General features: G+C 62.1%; 17 protein-coding genes. 12 read left to right on the top strand and 5 right to left on the bottom strand.

What is annotated here, in order from left to right:
* Positions 1–120 precede the first annotated feature (120 nt).
* Positions 121–2,925 carry a cation-transporting P-type ATPase gene (locus EKH55_RS26610; RefSeq protein WP_151613802.1) on the bottom strand — a complete coding sequence of 935 codons (2,805 nt, stop codon included), beginning with the start codon at positions 2,923–2,925 and terminating at the stop codon, positions 121–123.
* A gap of 248 nt (positions 2,926–3,173) precedes the next feature.
* On the opposite strand from EKH55_RS26610, the gene EKH55_RS26605 reads away from it, so the two are divergent.
* Entirely contained in the window at positions 3,174–3,635 is a 462-nt protein-coding gene (locus EKH55_RS26605) for a YbhB/YbcL family Raf kinase inhibitor-like protein (RefSeq protein WP_069457128.1), read from the top strand.
* Between the two features lie 41 nt (positions 3,636–3,676).
* Here the strand turns inward: EKH55_RS26605 and EKH55_RS26600 are convergent, their stop codons facing one another.
* Positions 3,677–4,225 carry a DNA-3-methyladenine glycosylase gene (locus tag EKH55_RS26600; RefSeq protein WP_069457129.1) on the bottom strand — a complete coding sequence of 183 codons (549 nt, stop codon included), beginning with the start codon at positions 4,223–4,225 and terminating at the stop codon, positions 3,677–3,679.
* A 178-nt stretch (positions 4,226–4,403) separates the two neighbouring features.
* Here EKH55_RS26600 and EKH55_RS26595 point away from each other — a divergent pair, with 178 nt between their 5' ends.
* The 6 genes from EKH55_RS26595 (at position 4,404) to EKH55_RS26570 (ending at position 7,930) form a co-directional block, all read left to right on the top strand.
* Entirely contained in the window at positions 4,404–5,714 is a 1,311-nt protein-coding gene (locus tag EKH55_RS26595; protein ID WP_151613801.1) for a DUF763 domain-containing protein, read from the top strand.
* A 182-nt stretch (positions 5,715–5,896) separates the two neighbouring features.
* Positions 5,897–6,112, top strand: coding sequence for a hypothetical protein (locus tag EKH55_RS26590; RefSeq protein ID WP_069457130.1), 216 nt, complete (start codon positions 5,897–5,899; stop codon positions 6,110–6,112).
* An 81-nt stretch (positions 6,113–6,193) separates the two neighbouring features.
* Complete coding sequence (locus tag EKH55_RS26585) at positions 6,194–6,427, top strand: DUF3175 domain-containing protein (protein WP_151613800.1); 234 nt, start codon at positions 6,194–6,196, stop codon at positions 6,425–6,427.
* A gap of 40 nt (positions 6,428–6,467) precedes the next feature.
* Entirely contained in the window at positions 6,468–7,190 is a 723-nt protein-coding gene (locus tag EKH55_RS26580) for a glutathione S-transferase (RefSeq protein WP_151613799.1), read from the top strand.
* Positions 7,191–7,279: 89 nt separating this feature from the next.
* Positions 7,280–7,504: a DUF2934 domain-containing protein gene (locus EKH55_RS26575; protein ID WP_069457133.1), complete on the top strand. Its 225-nt coding sequence runs from the start codon at positions 7,280–7,282 to the stop codon at positions 7,502–7,504.
* Between the two features lie 6 nt (positions 7,505–7,510).
* Positions 7,511–7,930 carry a hypothetical protein gene (locus tag EKH55_RS26570; RefSeq protein WP_151613798.1) on the top strand — a complete coding sequence of 140 codons (420 nt, stop codon included), beginning with the start codon at positions 7,511–7,513 and terminating at the stop codon, positions 7,928–7,930.
* A 53-nt stretch (positions 7,931–7,983) separates the two neighbouring features.
* Here the strand turns inward: EKH55_RS26570 and EKH55_RS26565 are convergent, their stop codons facing one another.
* Both EKH55_RS26565 and EKH55_RS26560 read right to left on the bottom strand, forming a co-directional pair.
* Positions 7,984–8,400 carry a DUF4168 domain-containing protein gene (locus EKH55_RS26565; RefSeq protein ID WP_069457135.1) on the bottom strand — a complete coding sequence of 139 codons (417 nt, stop codon included), beginning with the start codon at positions 8,398–8,400 and terminating at the stop codon, positions 7,984–7,986.
* A gap of 255 nt (positions 8,401–8,655) precedes the next feature.
* Complete coding sequence (locus tag EKH55_RS26560) at positions 8,656–9,471, bottom strand: class I SAM-dependent methyltransferase (RefSeq protein WP_069457136.1); 816 nt, start codon at positions 9,469–9,471, stop codon at positions 8,656–8,658.
* 106 nt (positions 9,472–9,577) lie between these two features.
* Between EKH55_RS26560 and EKH55_RS26555 the strand changes: the two genes are divergently transcribed.
* Genes EKH55_RS26555 through EKH55_RS26540 form a run of 4 tightly spaced genes read left to right on the top strand, consistent with a single transcriptional unit; the run spans position 9,578 to position 13,727 of the window.
* Positions 9,578–10,711: an ABC transporter substrate-binding protein gene (locus EKH55_RS26555; protein WP_151613797.1), complete on the top strand. Its 1,134-nt coding sequence runs from the start codon at positions 9,578–9,580 to the stop codon at positions 10,709–10,711.
* 54 nt (positions 10,712–10,765) lie between these two features.
* On the top strand, positions 10,766–11,902 hold the full coding sequence (locus tag EKH55_RS26550) for an ABC transporter substrate-binding protein (protein ID WP_151613796.1): 1,137 nt from the start codon (positions 10,766–10,768) through the stop codon (positions 11,900–11,902).
* Complete coding sequence (locus tag EKH55_RS26545) at positions 11,899–12,969, top strand: FecCD family ABC transporter permease (protein WP_069457139.1); 1,071 nt, start codon at positions 11,899–11,901, stop codon at positions 12,967–12,969. The genes EKH55_RS26550 and EKH55_RS26545 overlap by 4 nt, the downstream gene beginning before the upstream one ends.
* On the top strand, positions 12,963–13,727 hold the full coding sequence (locus EKH55_RS26540) for an ABC transporter ATP-binding protein (protein WP_069457140.1): 765 nt from the start codon (positions 12,963–12,965) through the stop codon (positions 13,725–13,727). The genes EKH55_RS26545 and EKH55_RS26540 overlap by 7 nt, the downstream gene beginning before the upstream one ends.
* Before the next feature lie 65 nt (positions 13,728–13,792).
* Here EKH55_RS26540 and EKH55_RS26535 read toward each other — a convergent pair whose 3' ends face one another.
* Positions 13,793–17,725 carry a GH32 C-terminal domain-containing protein gene (locus tag EKH55_RS26535; RefSeq protein WP_192803831.1) on the bottom strand — a complete coding sequence of 1,311 codons (3,933 nt, stop codon included), beginning with the start codon at positions 17,723–17,725 and terminating at the stop codon, positions 13,793–13,795.
* A gap of 365 nt (positions 17,726–18,090) precedes the next feature.
* Here EKH55_RS26535 and EKH55_RS26530 point away from each other — a divergent pair, with 365 nt between their 5' ends.
* Positions 18,091–19,083: a LacI family DNA-binding transcriptional regulator gene (locus EKH55_RS26530; protein ID WP_151613794.1), complete on the top strand. Its 993-nt coding sequence runs from the start codon at positions 18,091–18,093 to the stop codon at positions 19,081–19,083.
* Positions 19,084–19,085 lie beyond the last annotated feature (2 nt).

Genomic DNA, 19,085 nt, shown 5'->3' with positions numbered 1-19,085 from the left:
ACGAGATCCTCGTGAAACCCAGCCATTGGCACATTCGGGCGCTGCGATCCATGCACGGTTTTTGATCAATTCATCAGCTTCGCGAATGAATGCATCGGCGTGAATTCCTTCGCTTTGCATTCAAGGCCTCTCCTCCGATCGCCTGCCGCCGGTAACGCGGTTGAACGATGCGACGATCCGCTTCTCGGCCTCCACAACAAAGAGCAGGGCGACGCCGATGGCTACGATCATCATTCCATCGGTGAATGAGACGGCCCGGCTGCCGAAGATCAAGTGCATCGGTGGCAGGTAGGTGAAGGCGAATTGTGCTGCAACGACAGTCGCGACGCCGATCAGGACCGCACGGGTGCCGAGGACGCCCTGCCATGTCAGGGACGTACCGTGCACATAGCGGACACTGAACAGGTAGAAGATTTCCATGACGACCAGCGTGTTCACGGCCATGGTGCGCGCGGTTTCGACCGATAGCCCGCGCGAGACGGCCCAGGCGTAAATGCCGAAGGTGCCGGCGACCATCAGCACCGAGACGAACAGGATTCGCCATAGTAGTCGCCTGGAGAGGATTCTCTCTCCTGGGGGGCGGGCCGGCCGTTGCATGGCGCCGGGTTCCGTCGGTTCGAAGGCCAGGGTCAGGCCGAGGGCGACGGCCGTTACCATATTGATCCAGAGGATTTGCACGGGGGTGACGGGCAGGGCCAGCCCGAACAGGATCGCCAGCACAATGGTGAAGGCCTCGCCGCCATTTGTCGGCAAGGTCCAGGCGATCACCTTGGTGAGATTGTCGTAGACCGTGCGCCCCTCGCGCACGGCCGAGACGATCGAGGCGAAATTGTCGTCGGCGAGCACCATGTCGCTCGCCTCCTTGGCGGCTTCCGTCCCCTTGCAGCCCATGGCGACCCCGACATCCGCGCGCTTCAAGGCTGGGGCGTCGTTCACCCCATCGCCGGTCATGGCGACGGTCGACCCATCCGCCTGCAGCGCCTCCACCAGGCGCAGCTTCTGCTCCGGACTGGTGCGGGCGAAGACCGTCGCCTCCCTGGCGTGTCTGCGGATTCCGGCCTCTCCCGCATTGTCCAGATCCTGCCCGGTGACGCACTTTGGTGCGTCCGCGAGCCCGAGTTGCAGGGCGACCGCGCGTGCCGTTGCGGCATGATCTCCGGTAATCATCTTCACCCGGATGCCCGCGGCCCGGCATTCGGCGACAGCAGCGATGGCCTCGGGACGCGGCGGGTCGATGAGCCCGACGAGACCGAGCAAAATGAGATCGTGCTCCACATCCGCTGGCGCGATTTCGCGGGTGCCATGCCGCATCGGACGGTGCGCCAATGCGATCACCCGCTGACCGGCGTCGCCCATCGCCTGTATCCTGTCGTGCCAGTCGGCGGTATCCAGCGATTGCTCGCCGTCGAAGCTTGCGACGCGGCTGCACATGGCGAGGATGCGCTCAGGCGCGCCCTTCGCGTAGACCACGGGCGGGCGACCATTGCGGGCATTGAGCGTTGCCATGTACCGATGGCGGGAATCGAAGGGGATCTCGTCGAGGCGGACAAAGCCGGTCCGCGCCGCCGCGGCGTCGTGCCCGGCCTTTATCGCCAATGTGACGAGCGCCCCTTCCATCGGGTCGCCGTTGACCGTCCACTCCTCGCCGCGTTCCTCGAGATGCGCGTCGTTGCAGAGAAGTGCGGCGAGCGACAGTTCTTCAAGAACCGGATCGGCGGCCGGGTCCAGCGCCCTGCGCCCGCCGATCCGGAAGCTGCCTTCCGGCCGGTAACCGGCTCCGTCCACCTCGATCTCGCGGTCGGCCGTGCGAATGGCGCTCACAGTCATTTCGTTGCGTGTGAGCGTGCCGGTCTTGTCGGAGCATATCACGGAGACGGAACCCAGCGTTTCGACGGCGGGCAGGCGGCGAATGATGGCGTTTCGGCGCGCCATGCGCTGGACCCCGACGGCCAGGGTGATGGTCATGACCGCGGGGAGACCTTCGGGAATTGCTGCGACGGCCAGGCCGACCACCGTCATGAAGGCGTCTTCCAGCCGGTAGGAGCGGATGAGTACGGCATAGGCGAAGACGAGGGTGGAAAGGCCGAGGACGGTGATCGTGATCTGCCTGGCGAATTGGCCCATCTGTCGGACAAGCGGGGTGGCGATACGTTCCACCGCGCCAATCAAGGAACTGATCCGCCCGAGTTCGGTCTGCGCACCCGTCGCGACGGCAACACCCGCCCCCTGTCCGGCGGCAACAAAGGTGCCCGAGAAGGCCATGGAAAACCGGTCGCCGAGCGTCACGTCGCCGGCGACAGGCCTGATCGACTTGTCGACGGGCACGGACTCGCCGGTGAGAACGGCCTCATCGATGCGCAGATTGCGCGCCTTTATGAGCCTGAGGTCGGCGGGCACACGGTCGCCGGCTTCGAGCAGAACGATATCGCCCGGCACCACTTCGTCTGCCCTGATGGTGGCGCGATGGCCGTCGCGGACGACGGAAGACTGTGGATCGATCATGGCCCGGATCGCATCCAGCGCCCTCTCCGCGCGACCTTCCTGAACGAAGCCTATGACGGCGTTGATAAGTACAACGGCGAAGATGACCAGGGAGTCCGGCCCGTGGCCGATGGCGGCAGCAATCAGGCCGGCGGTCAGCAGAACGTAGATGAGCAGGTCGTGGAATTGCAGCAGGAAGCGCCTCAGGACGCCCCGGGGCGGGCCAGCCGGCAGGCGATTGGGGCCGCAGGTTTCCAACCGGTGGCCTGCTTCCTCCGCGGAGAGACCGCTCGCATCCGTGCGAAGCACGTCGAGGACGGCTTCCGGCGCGACGGCGTGCCAGGCGAGCTCGGGCGCGACCGTCCTATTGGTTGTGGCGGATGTATTCTCAGTTTCGGTCGAGTCCGATGGCTGGGACGCTGTCGTCGACGCCGCATCATGCATAGCTGCTGGACTCCTCGGAATGCAGTCGTTGGTGCTTACCGGTCGATGATCGCCTTTCGCGGAATATCGTGTGTTCGAGCGAGCCTGACCACGTTTAGTGCCGGCGCTCTTGAGCATCGGCCAGTCAAGCCTATCTGATGCGCTGTAGGCGATCCTTGAGCGAGATCAACGCTCCCGCACCAAACGGCTTGGGGGATCGCCACGACCGTTCGCCCATCTCGATGCGGACATATGAAAGGAGGCAGGCGATGACCTTCAGTTTGATCAGCCCCGCATTCGCTGACGGCCAGCCAATTCCCAGCAAGCATACCCGTTTCGGAGAGAACCTGTTCCCGCCTCTGAAGTGGACGGGCACGCCGGCGGGCACGCAGAGCTTCGCCCTCGTCATTGAGGACCCGGACGCCGTGAGCGGCCTTTTCCGCCATTGCGCGATCATCAACATCCCGGGCAATTGGACCGAACTTCAGCAGTCTGTCGATACCGGCCCTGAACACGGTATCAAGTTCATCAAGAACGATTTCGGCAATGCGCGCTACGACGGGCCACAGCCACCGCCCGGAACCGGCACTCACCATTATAAGTTCAGGCTGGCGGCTCTCGACGTCGGCAACCTCTCGATACCAGAGGAAGTCGGCGCCGCCGAGGCCTGGAAACGGGCTAGCAAGCATAGGATCGCCGAGGCCACGCTCGTCGGTACCTGCGAGCGTTGATGGACGCGGCGTTCAGAGGCCCGGTTCGGCGCTTCAGTTGGTTAGAACTTCCGGCTGAGGAACGTGGAGTTCGCCAGGCCGAAACGCCAGGGCTGCTCGACGGCTTTCGAAATGCCAATGCGAAGGCCGGCGGAGATTTCCGGCCTTGATTCGGGAACACGCAGGCGAAAAGGCTCCTGCCGGAGCGGCAGGCCGTTCTGTTCCCGGGTGATCGCCAGGGCTTGGCCGACACGGCCCGGTCCCGAGCACAGAAGCCGGTCCCGGGAAACACCGCGTCTCTCACGCATCGCCTCCAGCCCCCATTTCGGTTCGATCGCCCGGATCAGCACCGCGCTGCCGGGCAGGCAAACGAAGTTCAAGCACCAGTGAAGGCCGTAGGACAGATAAACATAGGCGTGCGCGGAGGGACCGAACATGGCGCGATTACGCTCGGTCGTGCCGCCGAAGCTGTGCGACGCCGCGTCGTCCCGCAGGTAGGCCTCGGTTTCGACGATAATGCCGCCGGCGCCAGACACTGTAAGTTCCGCGCCGATCAGATCAGACGCGACTTCGACGGCGTTCCGCGAAAAGAATGTGTCGTCCCATACCAATGAATGTTCCTTCCAACTGTGCCGCCCTTATGTAGGCGCATCGGCGCTTCTCGCCAATCTTGTAGCGCTGCGCGGTCCTTGAGAACTTTCCGAGAACATCCGAAGCAAGTAATGTGTGCGTCGGTGGCGATGCTTGCCTGACGGGCAGGGATGGCAAGGTAGAAAGGATCGTGGTGCGATGGCGCAAAGATCAGGCAATGCGGATCTGCCGCTGCATGGTGGGCGCGTGCCGAAATGGCTCGGCGACCGCATGACACGTCTTGGCGTGCTTATTGCCGAGGCGATCGTACACCACTATGGCCGCGACGAGTTTCTGAGGCGGCTTGCCCAGCCCTTCTGGTTTCAGTCTTTCGGCGCCGTCATGGGCATGGATTGGCACTCGTCCGGCATTACCACCAGCGTGATCGGCGCGATGAAACGTGGATTGACGCCGCGTGCCGGCGAACTCGGCATCCATGTTTGCGGCGGCCGTGGTCAGCATTCCCGCAAGACGCCGGCCGAACTCTCGGCAATCGGAGATCGTGTCGGCTTCGATGGCCTCCTGCTTGCCGATGCAAGCCGGCTTGTCGCCAAAGTCGACAGTGCCGCCGTGCAGGATGGGTTCGATCTTTACCTGCACGGTTTCATCGTTACCGACGACGCCAAGTGGGTCGTCGTCCAGCAAGGCATGAATGGGGACCGGCGGCAGGCACGCCGTTATCACTGGCTCTCGGAAGGACTGGAGAGCTTCGTGGATTCTCCCCATGCAGCAATCGAAGGGAGGGGGCAGGGCGAGATCGTCAATCTTGCGGACCGGCGCGCCGCCGCTTCGCGCCAGGGCCAACTCGCGCTCCTCAGTTCGCTCGGCCCCGACGGGCTGATCCGCGAAGTTGCGAGAATCGAGACGCGCGGGGCTGTGCCGATCGCGCAGAGCCAGCCGACCTTGCCGCATCTGATCATGCCGGCCCATCACGATGTGCGCGAGAGCGACGTCAATCTCCGGCGCCTGCACGGCAATCTTGCGGCTGCCGCCGATCGAGGGCCAAAGGACTTCGAGGAACTGCTGATGGTGCCGGGCGTCGGGGCGCGCACCGTCAAGGCGCTCGCCTTGGTCGCCGAGGTGGTCCATGGCGCCCCCTTCCGGTTTTCCGATCCCGCCCGATTTTCGCTTGCCCATGGGGGCAAGGACCGCCACCCCTTTCCGGTGCCGCTCAAGGTCTATGACGAAACCATCAATGTCATGAAGTCGGCGGTAAGGAAGGGCCGGCTCGGGCGGGATGAGGAGCTTGCGGCTCTGAAGCGGCTCGACGACCAGTCGCGCCGGCTGGAGCGCTACGCCACCGGGCCGGACCTCAAGGAAATCGTCGCCGGAGAGTTCAGGGACTCGCCACGTTTCGGCGGGCGAAGCGTCTTCGGCTGGGAGCAAAGCCGCGAGGGCCGGCCGGCCGAATGTGACGGGTCCGAGGTCGCGCCCGGGACTGGTACTGACCGGTGCAAATATCCGGGCTGACAGCGCCACCCCTCGCTTGGCGACAGCCCGAAGAACATCCTGCCTTCCGGAACTTCCTTGCCCGGTCGCCGTTTCCACGAGGGTAAATGTTTCTACTCAAAAATAGGTATGTGGACCGTTCTAAAGAGTGAGAAAACCGCGCATAATTCCCGCCAGTTCCAAGATCGATCAGGGAGGCTTCCATGCAAACGCAAGAGTGCCTGCAGCTTCATTTCGATGTTCGAAGCGGCCGGGCGCTACTGACCTATGGTGACAGGGAATATCTCTTGCCGGAAGTCTATTCGACCAAGGAGAAGGCGCAGACTGCCGCACAGCATTTCGCTTGGGAAGAGCTTGGTTGGAAGCATCGGGCATCAGACATTCGGGGCGCTTCCGAGGTACCGGTGTGGTTGCGCTGACGACAGCCGACGCGGGTGAACGGCCATGGGTAAGAAGCCAGAGACCAAAGCCCATTGGTCCAAGAAGTTCAGAGCGACGCGATGGACCTCGAGCCGGGGGTCTTCACACTCGACGATCCCAAAGAAATCGCGCATTCTTTGAAGCGGTCGGCGGAGGCGAGCGATCGCCGCAAAGCAAGCCCCTTCCGCTCGGCCATCTCCATGTTGACGTTCTACATCAACAGGGCGGGTGCGGGGCTGAACGGCGACCGGCGTCATATTCTCGAAAGGGCGAAGAACGAACTGCGAAGAGATTTCGGTCGGGCGCCCAGGTGAGGCGGAGCTTGCCGAATATTGGCGAAGGGGGAAGCCTTTCATGCCCTACAAGCTTTACTATTGGGGCGGGATACCCGGGAGAGGCGAATTCGTGCGCCTCGCATTCGAGGCGGCGGGCACCGACTATGTCGATGTTGCCCGCCTGCCGGGCGGCTTACAGGAGATGCTGGCACTGATGAAGGATCCGGGTGCCGCTTCCATCCCTTTCGCGCCGCCCTTTCTGGTGGATCGCGATCTCTTGATCTCGCAGGTTGCCAATATCCTGTTTTATCTCGGACCGCGGCTCGGTCTCGCACCGCAGGACGAAGGGCTGCGTCACGTCGCCAATGGTCTGCAGTTGACGATCACCGACCTGCTTGCCGAAATTCACGATACGCGTCACCCGATCAGCGTGTCACTCTATTATGAGCAGCAGAAGCCGGAATCGCTGCGGCGGTCGGCGGAGTTTCTCAACAATCGGCTGCCGAAGTTCCTCGGCTATTTCGAACGCATTCTCAACCGGAACCCCGCGGGGCGGGAGCATGCTGTCGGGAAGGAGCTGAGCTATGTCGATCTCTCGTTGTTTCACCTCGTCGAGGGACTTCGCTATGCATTCCCGAACGCCATGCGGGTGCATGAGCCGCGCGTACCAGCCTTGGTCGCCCTGCATGACTCCGTTGCGGCCCGACCGCGAATCCACCGCTATCTGGCGTCGGATCGCCGTCTTGCGTTCAACGAATCCTGCATCTTTCGTCGCTACCCGGAGCTCGACCAGCAGGTCTGAGCCGGAAGCCAGTTGAGCCGACGGAACAAACAAGCGGCGCCTGTCGTTACAGTTAAACCAGTAGTGCAGTCCAACGGAGAGGTGACCATATGGAAAATCACGAGGAAGAGCTGATCAGGCGCCGAGCCTACGCCATTTGGGAGCAGGAAGGCTGCCCCGAGGGCCAGCATATGCGGCATTGGGAGCAGGCCTTCCGCGAAATGCTGGGGCAAAGCGGTTCGGCGCCGAATCTCGGGAATGGCGGCGCTAGGCCGTCTAAACGGTCGCCGTCGCCCCGGCGCAAAGCCCCTAAAAGCGGCGCCGGAAGTCAGTAGAGGTCATTGCAGGATGCCGGTGCCCGCGCCGGCATCCTGAACGTGCCGATCGTGCGGACGACTGATCTTCCGTTCCCGGCTTTGCTGCTCATTCGGGGCAGCGAGTTCCACGAAGTGTTTCCGGAGAGCGAGATGCAACAAACACAGTCAAATGGCGGAGACCGCGCGAGGGCACCGGAGATGCCGCCCTCCGCGCAGGACCATGGCAGTGACGAAAGGATCGGGCACCACCATCCGATCGATGCACGGAGTGAAGATTGGGAGGCGGTGGGCGATCACGCCGTCCGCTACGACGACGGCGCTGGTGGCGAGGCCTGGAACAGGACCCTGGGCGGCAATACCAATTCCGGAATGGCCCGGCTGCTTGCGATTATTGCGCTCTTTATTGTGGTTGGTGCGTCATTGTTCTGGCTTTTCGCCGGATAAGCCAAGCGGGCAGGTCCGCCGGCGCGAACACCGCCCGTAAGGGCCGAAACGGCTTATTGCTGCGCCGGCTGGGAACTTTGAAGTTTCTCCTGCACCTTTTTGGCGAGTGCCGGATCGTTCTGCGCGGCGGTCAGGATGCTCGTATATTCCTCGACGGAAATCGGCGAGGCTTCGACTGCCTTGACCATCTCCTGATTGGCCTCGGTCTGCAGCTTCTCCTTTGTCGACGCGTCCGTCTCAGAACCAATCTTTGTCGAATATGCCTGCCTGACTTTGTCGACCTGGAGATAGGCGACGGCGAAGGCCTCGAGCTTCTGGTCGCTGATAGGCGCGCTTGTGGCGCCGGTCTGGCCTTGCACGGGCTCGGCCTGCTGCGCTTGGGCGAGTTCCAGTGCAACTGCGGGACTGAAGACCATCAAACTGAAGGCTGCAGCGGTCAACGATGCAACGGATGTGCGACGAGTGAGCATGTTCATTCCTCTCTAACCTGCATGACGTGATCGGCAGCAAAACCGCCTGCTTATCGCTCCCGAATCGAATTCGAACGGGAAGCGAGCGGGACCATGCAGGGCGCAAGAGGGCTCGATTGGGCGGTGGCGGGGCAATTTGCTGACCATTGAGCGGCAGCTTTGTGGCCCACATCGCAAATGATATGGGCGGCATCGTGCATTGCGCGTGTCATACTGCGCAATGCTGCACGCGAGGCAGCCTTTACGGCTCCTGTCTTACACTGCGGGCAAAGGCTTGCTCGCACGGATCGCATAGCGGTGCTGGCTCTTGCGCGCGAGCCCTTTGAAAAAGTTCCAGTTCTTCGCCTGCATACGGTGTATCTCGCCGAGATCGGTGTCGACCTCGATATCCGTGAAGCCGGCCCTGCGCAGGAGATCGACGACTGCCTCGGCGCGTGCGCCATTGGCAAAATGGACGCGCGAAAGAATGCTGCGGTGCGCTTCCATCATCTCCCGCGAGTGCATCGGCGTGTCTGGCCCGAATATCCTCGCGCGCTGGCCCCAGGCGCTCAGCTTTCCGAAGAATCGCTCGAGCGCATTCGTGTTGACGAAATCGCCGTCGACGATCAGCACCCGGCCGCCGGGTTTCAATACGCGCAGCCATTCCGCGAAGGCCGAGGCCGGATCGACCAGCGTCCAGACGAGATGCCGGTTGACGATGACGTCATACCGGTCATCCGGCTCCATCGTGTTCTCCGCGTCGCCGATGCGGAAGGAAATCGAACGTTTTCGGTCCTTCGCCTTGCGGCGGGCGCGCTCGAGCATAGGCTCGGCCCAGTCGAGGCCTGTCACCTTGAACCCGAGGTCGTCCAGCAGATGAGAGATCACCCCGGTTCCGCTCGCCAGGTCCAGTGCCGGGCGTCCGCCGCCGTGCCCGAGGTGCCGCAGGAAAAGACGGTGCCAGGCGGCGCGCTCCTCCTCGGAGAAGATTTCATGCCCCGGAGAAAGATCGAATGTGGCGGCGCGCTCCGACCAATAGGCCTTGATCTCGTCGCGAAGATCGTAATTTCGCCGCTCTGCCACGTCGCTCATGTCTGTCACTGCTCCTTCACGTTTGGAAGCGTTCTAAAAGATAATTGTTGACTGATAAAGTCATGAAATATTAGATCGCGTCAAAATTTCAGCGGAGCGACAAACAATGAAAGTTTTCAACAGGGCGGCTGCGGCTGCCGCGGGTCTTTGCGTGCTTTTTTCGAGCCCGGCACTCGCTGAAACGGTCAAGGTGACCGACGTCACCGGTCGTGAGGTCGAAGTCAATGTGCCGATTGAGCACGTGATTCTCGGAGAGGGACGCCAGATCTACTTTGTTGGCGCCCTCGACAAGGAGGAGCCTTTCAAACGCGTCGTCGGCTGGCGTGACGATTTCACGAAGGCCGATCCCGAGAGCTACGCCGCCTTTCTCGCCAAGTATCCGCAGATCGCCAAACTGCCCACCTTCGGCGGCATGAAGGATGGGACCTTCGACATCGAGCAGGCGGTCGCCCTGAAGCCCGACGTGATGCTGATGAATATCGACGCCAAGACGGCGACGGAAGAGGCGGGCCACATTGAGAAACTCGAAAAGGTCGGCATCCCGCTCGTCTATGTGGATTTCCGCGAAAAGCCGATGGAAAACACCGAGCCCAGCATGCGCCTGATCGGCAAGCTGTTCGGCAAGGAGGAAAAGGCCGAGGAATTCATCAGGTTCCGCGCCGAGCAGATCGCCAAGGTGACGGATGTCCTGTCGAAGGCCAATCCGGAGAGGCCGCTCGTCTTCATGGAGCGCGCCGGCGGCTATTCCGACGATTGCTGCATGTCTTTCGGTGACGAGAACTTCGGCAAGATGGTCGAGTTTGCCGGCGGCAGAAACATGGCGAAGGATATCATCCCGGGCACCTTCGGCACGGTCAATCCAGAACAGATCATTGCCGCGAACCCGGACCAGGTGATCATCACCGGCGGCAACTGGGAAGGCTATGTGCCGGGTGGCAACTGGGTTGGCGTCGGCTATGGCGCGGATGAGAAGGAAGCCCTGCGCAAGCTCGAAAACCTGACAAAGCGTCCGGCGTTCACCGGTGTCAAAGCGGTCAAGGAGGGTAATGTCCACGCCATCTGGCACCAGTTCTACAACAATCCTTATCAGTTCGTGGCCATCCAGCAGATCGCAAAATGGCTGCATCCCGACCTGTTCAAGGATCTCGATCCGGAGGTGACGTTCAAGGAACTGCACGAGCGTTTCCTGCCGCTGCCTTACGAGAGCGGCTACTTCGTCTCGCTGAACGTCAGCCAGTAAGCAATGGAACCGGAGGGCAGGGCTCTCCGGTCGTTCTTCCGTCGAGGTTTGCAGATGCCGGCATTAAAGAAAGTTCTCCTGGCGATCTTTGCTGCGCTCATCATCGCGGCGCCAGTTGGTGCTGCAGAAATAACCGATGTCGCCGGCCGCAAGGTCGAGATCGACATTCCGGCAAAGCGGATATTGCTCGGCGAGGCGCGACAGATTCACATCGCCGCGGCGCTTAAAGGTGAACATGTCTTTGATCAGATCGTCGGCTGGCGCGACGATCTGATCAAAAAGGACCCGGATTCCTATGCCGGCTATCTCGAGCGCTTTCCGGAGATCGAGAAGCTGCCGCGCTTCGGCTATGTCCCGAGCGGGGACTTCAGCCTCGAAGCGGCGATTGCGCTGAAGCCTGACGTGCTGACGCTGAACCTCGAGGCGCAGGAAGCGGCCGAGGAATCGGGACTCATCGAAAAGGCTGCGGCAGCCGGTATTGCCGTCATTTTCCTCGATTTCCGCGTCGATCCGGCAAAGAACAGCGAATTGTCCACCGCAATCCTCGGTCGGCTCTTCGGGGCGGAGGGACAGGCGAAGGAATTCATCGGCTGGCGGCGTTTGCAGATTGCCGTCGTTACAGATCGCCTCGCCAAGGCCGGCACTATCGCACGTCCGAAGGTCTTCATCGAGCGTGCGCCCGGGATTTCCGGCGACGCCGCCTGCTGCCGCACCTTCGGCCCGGCGAACTTTGGGCAGATGGTGGAACTTGCCGGCGGTCACAATATCGGCTCGGACGTTATCTCATCGACCTTCGGGGACCTAAATCCCGAGCAGATCGTCGTCGCCAATCCGCATCATGTGATCGTCACCGGCAGCAACTGGTCGGCCGAATCCGACATCAGCCAGTTCGTTCCCGTGGGTCGCGGGGCCAGTCCGACGCTTGCAATCAAGCGGCTGAAGGGACTGATGCAGCGTCCCGCCTTTTTAAACCTCGATGCGGTGAAGGCGGGCAGGGTCCATGCAGTGTGGCATCAGTTTTACGGCGCGCCTTATGAATTCGTGCCGATCCAGCAATTCGCCAAGTGGTTCCATCCGGAGCTGTTCGCCGATATCGATCCGGATAAGACGTTCCGCGAGTTCCACGAGAAGTTCCTGCCGATCGCCTATCGGTCCGGTTATTTCGCTTCGCTTTCGAATGGAGGTGAATGATGGTCGCGTTCGCGGGTGAGGCTTCCGGCATGGAAGGGCACGGGCGCTATCGTGCTCTTGCGGCGCGCCGGCTGCTCATGCTCTCGGCTATGGTCGCGGCGCTGTTTTTCTCGGTGTCGGTGGATATGGCGCTCGGCCCTGCCAATTATCCGCTGTCCGATGTCCTTACGGCGCTCCTTGACGCCGGCAGCGTCAATGACCAACTGCGCGTGGTGATCTGGGACATCCGCATGCCGATCGCGCTGATGGCCGTCACCGTCGGCGCCTCGCTGTCGCTGGCAGGTGCGCAGATGCAGACAATCCTCGCCAATCCTCTGGCGAGCCCCTTCACGCTCGGCATCTCGGCAGCGGCAAGCTTCGGCGCAGCCCTCGGCCTCGTGGCGGGCATTGCAGTCTTCCCCGTCGCGGTTCAGTACATGGTGCCGATCAACGCCTTCCTGATGGCGATGGCCGCCGCCCTCTTTATCCATTTCGCCTCGACCATGCGGGGCGTCACCGTCGAGACGATCGTGCTTCTCGGCATTGCGCTTGTGTTCACTTTCAATGCGGCGCTCTCGCTGCTCGAATATCTCGCTTCCGAGCAGGCGCTTGCCGCGGTCGTCTTCTGGACGATGGGAAGCCTGACCAAGGCGACATGGCCGAAAGTCTGGATTACCGGCGCGGTGCTCCTGATAGCCGTGCCGCTCTTCGCGCGCCGCGCCTGGGCGCTGACGGCGCTGAGGCTCGGCGACGACAAGGCGGCGAGCTTCGGCATCAATGTTCGACGCCTGCGGCTCGAAACCATGATGACCGTCAGCTTGCTGGCAGCGATCCCGGTTTCCTTCGTCGGCACGATCGGCTTCGTCGGTCTCGTCGGCCCGCACATTGCGCGTATGCTCGTCGGCGAGGACCAGCGCTTCTTCCTGCCGGCGTCGGTTCTGTGCGGGGCGCTGCTCCTGTCTTCGACATCCGTCGTCAGCAAGATGTTGATTCCGGGCGCCGTGCTGCCGATCGGCGTCATCACGGCGCTCGTCGGCGTCCCCTTCTTCTTCGTGCTGATTTTCACCAACAGGAGACGGTCATGGTAGCCTTGGCGCTCACGGAGGTCGGCGCGACCTATGGTCGGCGCATCGTGTTATCCGACATCAGCACCGGGACGTTGAGGGGTGGCCGCCTGACGGCTGTCATCGGTCCCAACGCGGCGGGAAAATCGACGCTCTTCAAGCGTATCGCCGGCCTTACCGCCGGACCGGGCCTCGTCCATCTCTCCGACACGGCCAATGGCCCGGGGGCGATCTGCTACATGCCGCAGGACACCGGCGCCAATGCGGTTCTGACGGTTTATGAGTCCGTGCTGCTCTCGGCCAAGCAAGGCTCCGGCTGGAAAGTGAAGGATAGCGAGCTTAAGGAAATCGACCGTGTCCTGGCGGCGCTGAAGATCGACGACCTGGCCTTTCGCGGCCTCGGGGAGCTTTCCGGCGGCCAACGCCAACTCGTGTCGATCGCGCAGGCGCTGGTGCGGAAGCCCGAAGTGCTCCTGATGGACGAGCCGACATCGGCGCTCGACCTCTTTCGTCAGATCGAGGTGCTGGGCTTCATGAAGCGCCTGGCTGCGAAATCAGGCATGGCGGTGCTGATCGCACTGCACGACCTGAACCATGCACTGCGCTATTGCGACGATACGATCGTCATCAGCGGCGGCTCGGTGGCCGCGAGCGGCCCGACACGGGAGGTTATCACGGCGGACATGCTGAAATCCGTTTATCGCGTCGACGCACGGGTCGAGGCCTGCTCTCTCGGCCGACCCGTGATCATTGTCGACGATTCCATCTCGGAATTTTTGTGATCGCCCGCATGGAGTCCACTCTGAAGGCATTGCGCGACCGGGCGGAACCGGCCGCGCTTCTGCAGTCAAAGGAACAGTGAGTCGTCATACCGCGTAACACCGGTTAGAACGATCTGATCGGCGTCGCCATCGAGGGTGAGGACCAACGATCCGAACAGGCTCTTGTGGTTGACGACGTCGGCGCCGCCGAGATCGATCACGTCGATGCCGACTTCGAAATCGCCGATTACCGTACGATCGCGATGACCGTCATTCGTTTCCGATGCGAACAGGAAGACATCGGCATCCGTGCCGCCCCAGACTCGGTCGAGTGCGCCCCCGCCGGCGGCAATGATGTCGTTGCCGGCTCCGCCGTGGACCCAGTCGCTGCCGCCGCCGGCGCGCAGCATGTCGTTGCCGGCTCCGCCCTCAATCCTGTCGATCTTGTCGCTCCCCACGATCACGTCACTGCCACCGCGACCGTCGAAGCGCAGCGCACCTTCGGCCCCCTCCCAGGCGGTCAGCAGATCGTTGCCGTCAGTCCCGATATAACTGCGTGGCGCCTGTTCCTTCCCGTCCTCGGTCGAGAGCTTCCAGATGTCGAGATCTGCCGTCGCAGTGCCGCCCTCGGCAAAGAGTTCGACGCCGAGGCTCTCCGGATCGGGGAAGATCTGGTCGGTGATCGTGCGCAGGCCGTCATTGGCGAAGAGCTCGACCGAAGCCGCATCCACGAAGATGTGGAGCTTGATATCGCCCTCCGGCGTGATCTCGATCGGTGCGGAATGGACGGCTGCGAAGCTGTCGGCGGGGATAACGCCGGACTGGGTGCGGTCGATAAACACCTCGCCGGTCGTGGCATCATAGCCCACCAGCGTCTCCTGGCCGTCTCCCACGCGCACCTTGACGCCGAAGCGTGACGCATCCGCGTCCGCCGCTTTGAACGTGGCGACGATCTCCAGGGCGTTGCCCTCGAACGGTGCCTTTAGCAAGCCGTCGCCAACCATAACGTCCTCGACCGAAATATGCTCGCGCCGCAGTTCCTGGAGTTGCTCGACCGGCGTCTGGATCAGCCGAATCTCGCCATCGACCTCGCGCAGCGAATATTCGCGCGGGATCGTCATCGAGCCGCGGAAGTCGCCCGTCGGGATCGAGGCCGCGTAGGCCCAATTGTTCATCCAGCTGATCGCGGTCGGCCGCTCGCCATCGGGCAGGTTGTGCCAGGAAATCGTGGCATAGTGATCGGCGCCGTAATCGATCCAATCGGCCAGGAACTCCGAGGTCGGATAGGCGCTGTCGGCGAAGGTGATTGCGTCGACGTTGATGTGGCCCCAGGCGCCAGTGTTGTAGTCGATGATCTCGATCTGCGCCTCTCTCCCGACATATTGTGAGACGTCCCAGCCCTTCCAGTCGAGGACCTCGTCGAAGTTGCCGCTTGCGGTCGCGACCCGTTCCCCATCGACTATCAGATTGATTGCGGTCGGGCTGAGCTGGGTCGGCGTGAAGGCCTCGTCGGCGAATTCGATGCGGTCGACGAAGATATGGCCCCAGCTACTACTGCTGCTCGCATCGCGGATCCGGATCTGCGCCTGCTGGCCGACATATTCCGACACGTCCCACGAGGTCCAGTCTAGGATGCCGCTGAATTTGCCCGTCGCGAAGTCGACGACCTGGCCATCAATGATCAGATCGACCGTCGTGCCGAACTCGCCGGTGTGGCCGCCGCCACCCATGCGGACATTGATGTAGTCTTTGGTGACCGTGAAGGCGTCCGAGGTGAGCTCGCCCGTAGCCGGGTCGCCACTGTAAAAGGTATCGAGAACCCGGCCGACATCGGAGCCGAAACCGCTGCCGGAGGAAGTTCCGATCGGGCCGAGGCCGCCCGAGCCGGCGAAATCGCCAGAGGCCGTCCAACCCGGCGGCGGACCGTCGACTTCCCAGTCCTCGAATATCTCGCCGGTTGCAGGCAGGGAGTCGTTCATCTCTATCGAATCGACCATTATGTAGCCGAACCCGCCCGAATGCTCGTCGACGATCCTTATCTGGGCAGACTTGCCGATGAATTCCTCGACGTCCCAGTGCTGCTGGCCGAGCGCCTCGCTCCATCCGCCTGACATCGTGCGGACGACCTGGCCATCGACGATGAGCTGCATCTGGGTTAGCGGATCGGGCGTATCGACGCCGTTGTGGTTTCCGCCGCCGATCTTGAAGTTGATGTACTTCGCATCAATCACGAACTCGGGCGAGGTGATCGTCCCCGTGGGGCTGTCGTAGGTCCCGTCAGGCACGTTGAACGTGCTCAGCAGCCCGACGCCGTCCCAGTTCGCCAACTGGCCGGGACCGTTGGAGTTTCCCGCCACGACCGGGCTGGTCGTGACAAAGTGACCCGTGCCGACCCAGCCCTGAGGCAGTCCGTACTCGAAGTCGGCGATGGTCGTGCCGCCAGGAGCGCCTGGATCGCGGATCACGTCGAGGTTGATGGCATGGCCCCCGCCGCCGATCTTGAAGTTGATGAAGTTCTTCTCGATCGTGAACGTATCGCTCAGCATCCGCCCGGTACCGGAATCGCCCGCATTGCCCTGCGGATCGCGGAAGCTGTTGACGAGCCCTGCGCCGTCGAAGCCGACAACCGGGGACTGAAAGCCGATGACTCCCGAAGCGGGGCCGGAGCCAAAGGCGGAACCCTCGACCGTCCAGCCATCATAGCCGGACTCGAACCCGTCGAAAACGACGTCGTCAGCGTTTCCGGCGGTGTTGATGTTATCGGCAGTGAACGTCACTCCATCCCAATCGCCAATGAAGTATTGCGCCGCCGATCCGCCCGCGATGCCGCCGGGATTGAGGTTCTGGATCAGCAGATATTTGGTCTCGCCGGTATTCTCGACCGTCATCTTGATGAGGTCGGGCACCTCCCAAATGCCGCCGACGGCGTTGGCCGGTCCGAAGGAAGAGAGATAGCTCCAGTCCTTCAGGTCGTAGGATTTGTAGAACTCTGCCTCGCGGCTGAGCGGGCGGGCGACGCCCATGACCCAATAGTCGTCGTCACCGGGATTGTCTTGCCAAAAAACCTTGGGGTCGCGGAACTCCGGGTCCGGAATGTCAAGGACCGGATTGCCCTCGTAAAATGTCCAGGTCATGCCGCCGTCATGGCTGTAGGCAAGCGCCTGCTCCTGATCCTGGGGTTCGCCGTTCTGCGGCGGGATATTGGCGGTGTAGATCGCCACCACCGGCGGCTCGCCGTTCGCGCCATAACCGAAGCCGCTGGTGTTGTTGTAGTCGACCACGATGCTTCCGGAAAAAATCTGCTGCTCGGCGCCGTAGGGAAGGGCAACCTCGTGCTCGGTCCAGTTGACAAGGTCGGTGCTGGTGGCGTGTCCCCAGGACATGTTGCCCCACTGGCTGCCCTCCGGATTATATTGGAAGAACATGTGGTAAACGCCGTCGAGATAGAACAACCCGTTCGGGTCATTTATCCAGTTCGTTTCCGGGGCAAAGTGGTAAGTCGGCCGGTAGGGCTCCTCGGCGGACCCTGTCTCCTGGACAGGTGTAGGCGACAAGGCAACGGCGACAGAAGCGGGTTCAGGTCCGCTATGGCCGGCATCTAACCCTTCGGTAGCTGCGTCGTCTCGCCCGACAAACTCAGGAGAGTTCGGTCCAATTCGGAGATCATCGAAGGCGTCGGCCGGCCCACGGAGCGAGAGAAAGCTCCACTCTTTGGGAGCGAACTTATAGACCTCTGCCTCGCCGACTAGCGAAACGGCGGCACGCACGTCCCAATGGTCGTCGTCACCGGAATTGTCCTGCCGGAATACGTTGCGGTCGTGGCGGAGTTCGGGTTCCTGGAGGATCGAATCGCCGTCGTCGGATCTCCCGAGCGACTGCTCCTGATCGACCGGTTTGGCGTCCGGTTTGTCGCCGACGCCGCTGTTGTTCGTGTCTTCGGTCTGCTCCACGACACGGTGAGGCAGCGCAACATCCTCAGTGATCCACTGTACGAGGTCGGCGTTCGAAGCCTTTCCCAAGGGCGTCTCGAGCTGGAACGATCCCGGGGGGGCACTGACCCAGTGTGCTTGTGACGGAGAATTGTAGGTAGGCCGCTTCGCCGCGCTTGAAGTCATCTTTCCCTCCCGATTGCCAGGAGAGAGCAGTCATCGCTCGCTCCTGTCGCCTCCAGATCCACATACCTCGTCGGACAACGCCCGCATTCCCATCGGTTCGCACAGGCTCCCCTCCCGGAAGTCTTTTCAGGTGTTGCAAATGTCTCACGATGTCATATGCGCTTCTTGCACTGTCCATGCATTGTCTCACGTTGTCAATATCCGTCCTATGAGATTGCCCCGCTGGCCGATCGTCCGATATAAGTGGCCGAAGAAACTTGGAGGGGTCGTTGATTACGCAGCGGGAGATTGCAAGGCGTGCCCGGACGTCGTTGAAAACCGTATCACGGGTCATCAATCGTGACCCGCTGGTGAACGCGGAGACACGTGCGCGGATTGAAGCCATCATCGGCGAACTCGGCTACACGCCTTCTCAGGCGGCGCGCATGATGCGATCGCAGAAGAGCAATGTCATCGGCTTCATATCCGACCGGGTCGCCACCACCTCCTCCTCGATAGAACTCATCCGCGGCGCCCAGGATGCCGCCTGGAAAGCCGGCAAGCAGATGATGCTGTTCAACGTCGAACGAAACAGCGAGACGGAACGGCACGCAGAAGAGCAGCTTGCCGCTTTTCGGGCCGAAGCGGTGATCTATGCGACCCCCTATCACCAGTCGGTCGATCGCACCGCAACCCGCATTCCCTGCGTGCTGCTGAATTGCTTCGACGCCGTTGGCGGGTATCACGCCATCGTGCCGGACGACTATCGGCTCGCATACGAGTTGACGTCGATCATCCTTGATCGCAGCTACCGGCGGCCAGTATTCCTGAACCTTCCCGAAGATATCGTTGCGGCCCCGCTGCGAGCGCGCGGCTTTGTCGAAGCGGGCGCGGCGCGCGGCCTCGATCTCTCGGGTGCCGTCCACACCGCCGTCGTTCGGGATAGCGCAGGTGCCCCGGTGTTCATTGCTGATCACATCCTTCCGGGACTCATGGCCGCGGCCGCTCGCCCAGACCTGATTCTCTGTGGCCAGGACATGCTCGCGATGAACGTCTACTTCGCGTTAGCGGATCTCGGGTTGAAGGTCGGCCAAGACGTTGGCGTGGCAAGTTTCGACAATCTGCACCCGATCGCGAAAATGCTGCAGCCTGGCTTGTCGACCATGGCGCTCCCATACTACGAGATGGGTGCCGCGGCGATGTTCGCCGCGATCGAACCGGACACGCACCCGCCAGGGATCGTGCGGGTGTCCGGCCGTTTTGTCGAGCGAGCGTCGTTCTGAGG

This window comes from Sinorhizobium alkalisoli (assembly GCF_008932245.1).
Taxonomy (GTDB): Bacteria; Pseudomonadota; Alphaproteobacteria; order Rhizobiales; family Rhizobiaceae; genus Sinorhizobium; species Sinorhizobium alkalisoli.
This window is presented reverse-complemented; position numbering and strand designations above follow the sequence as displayed.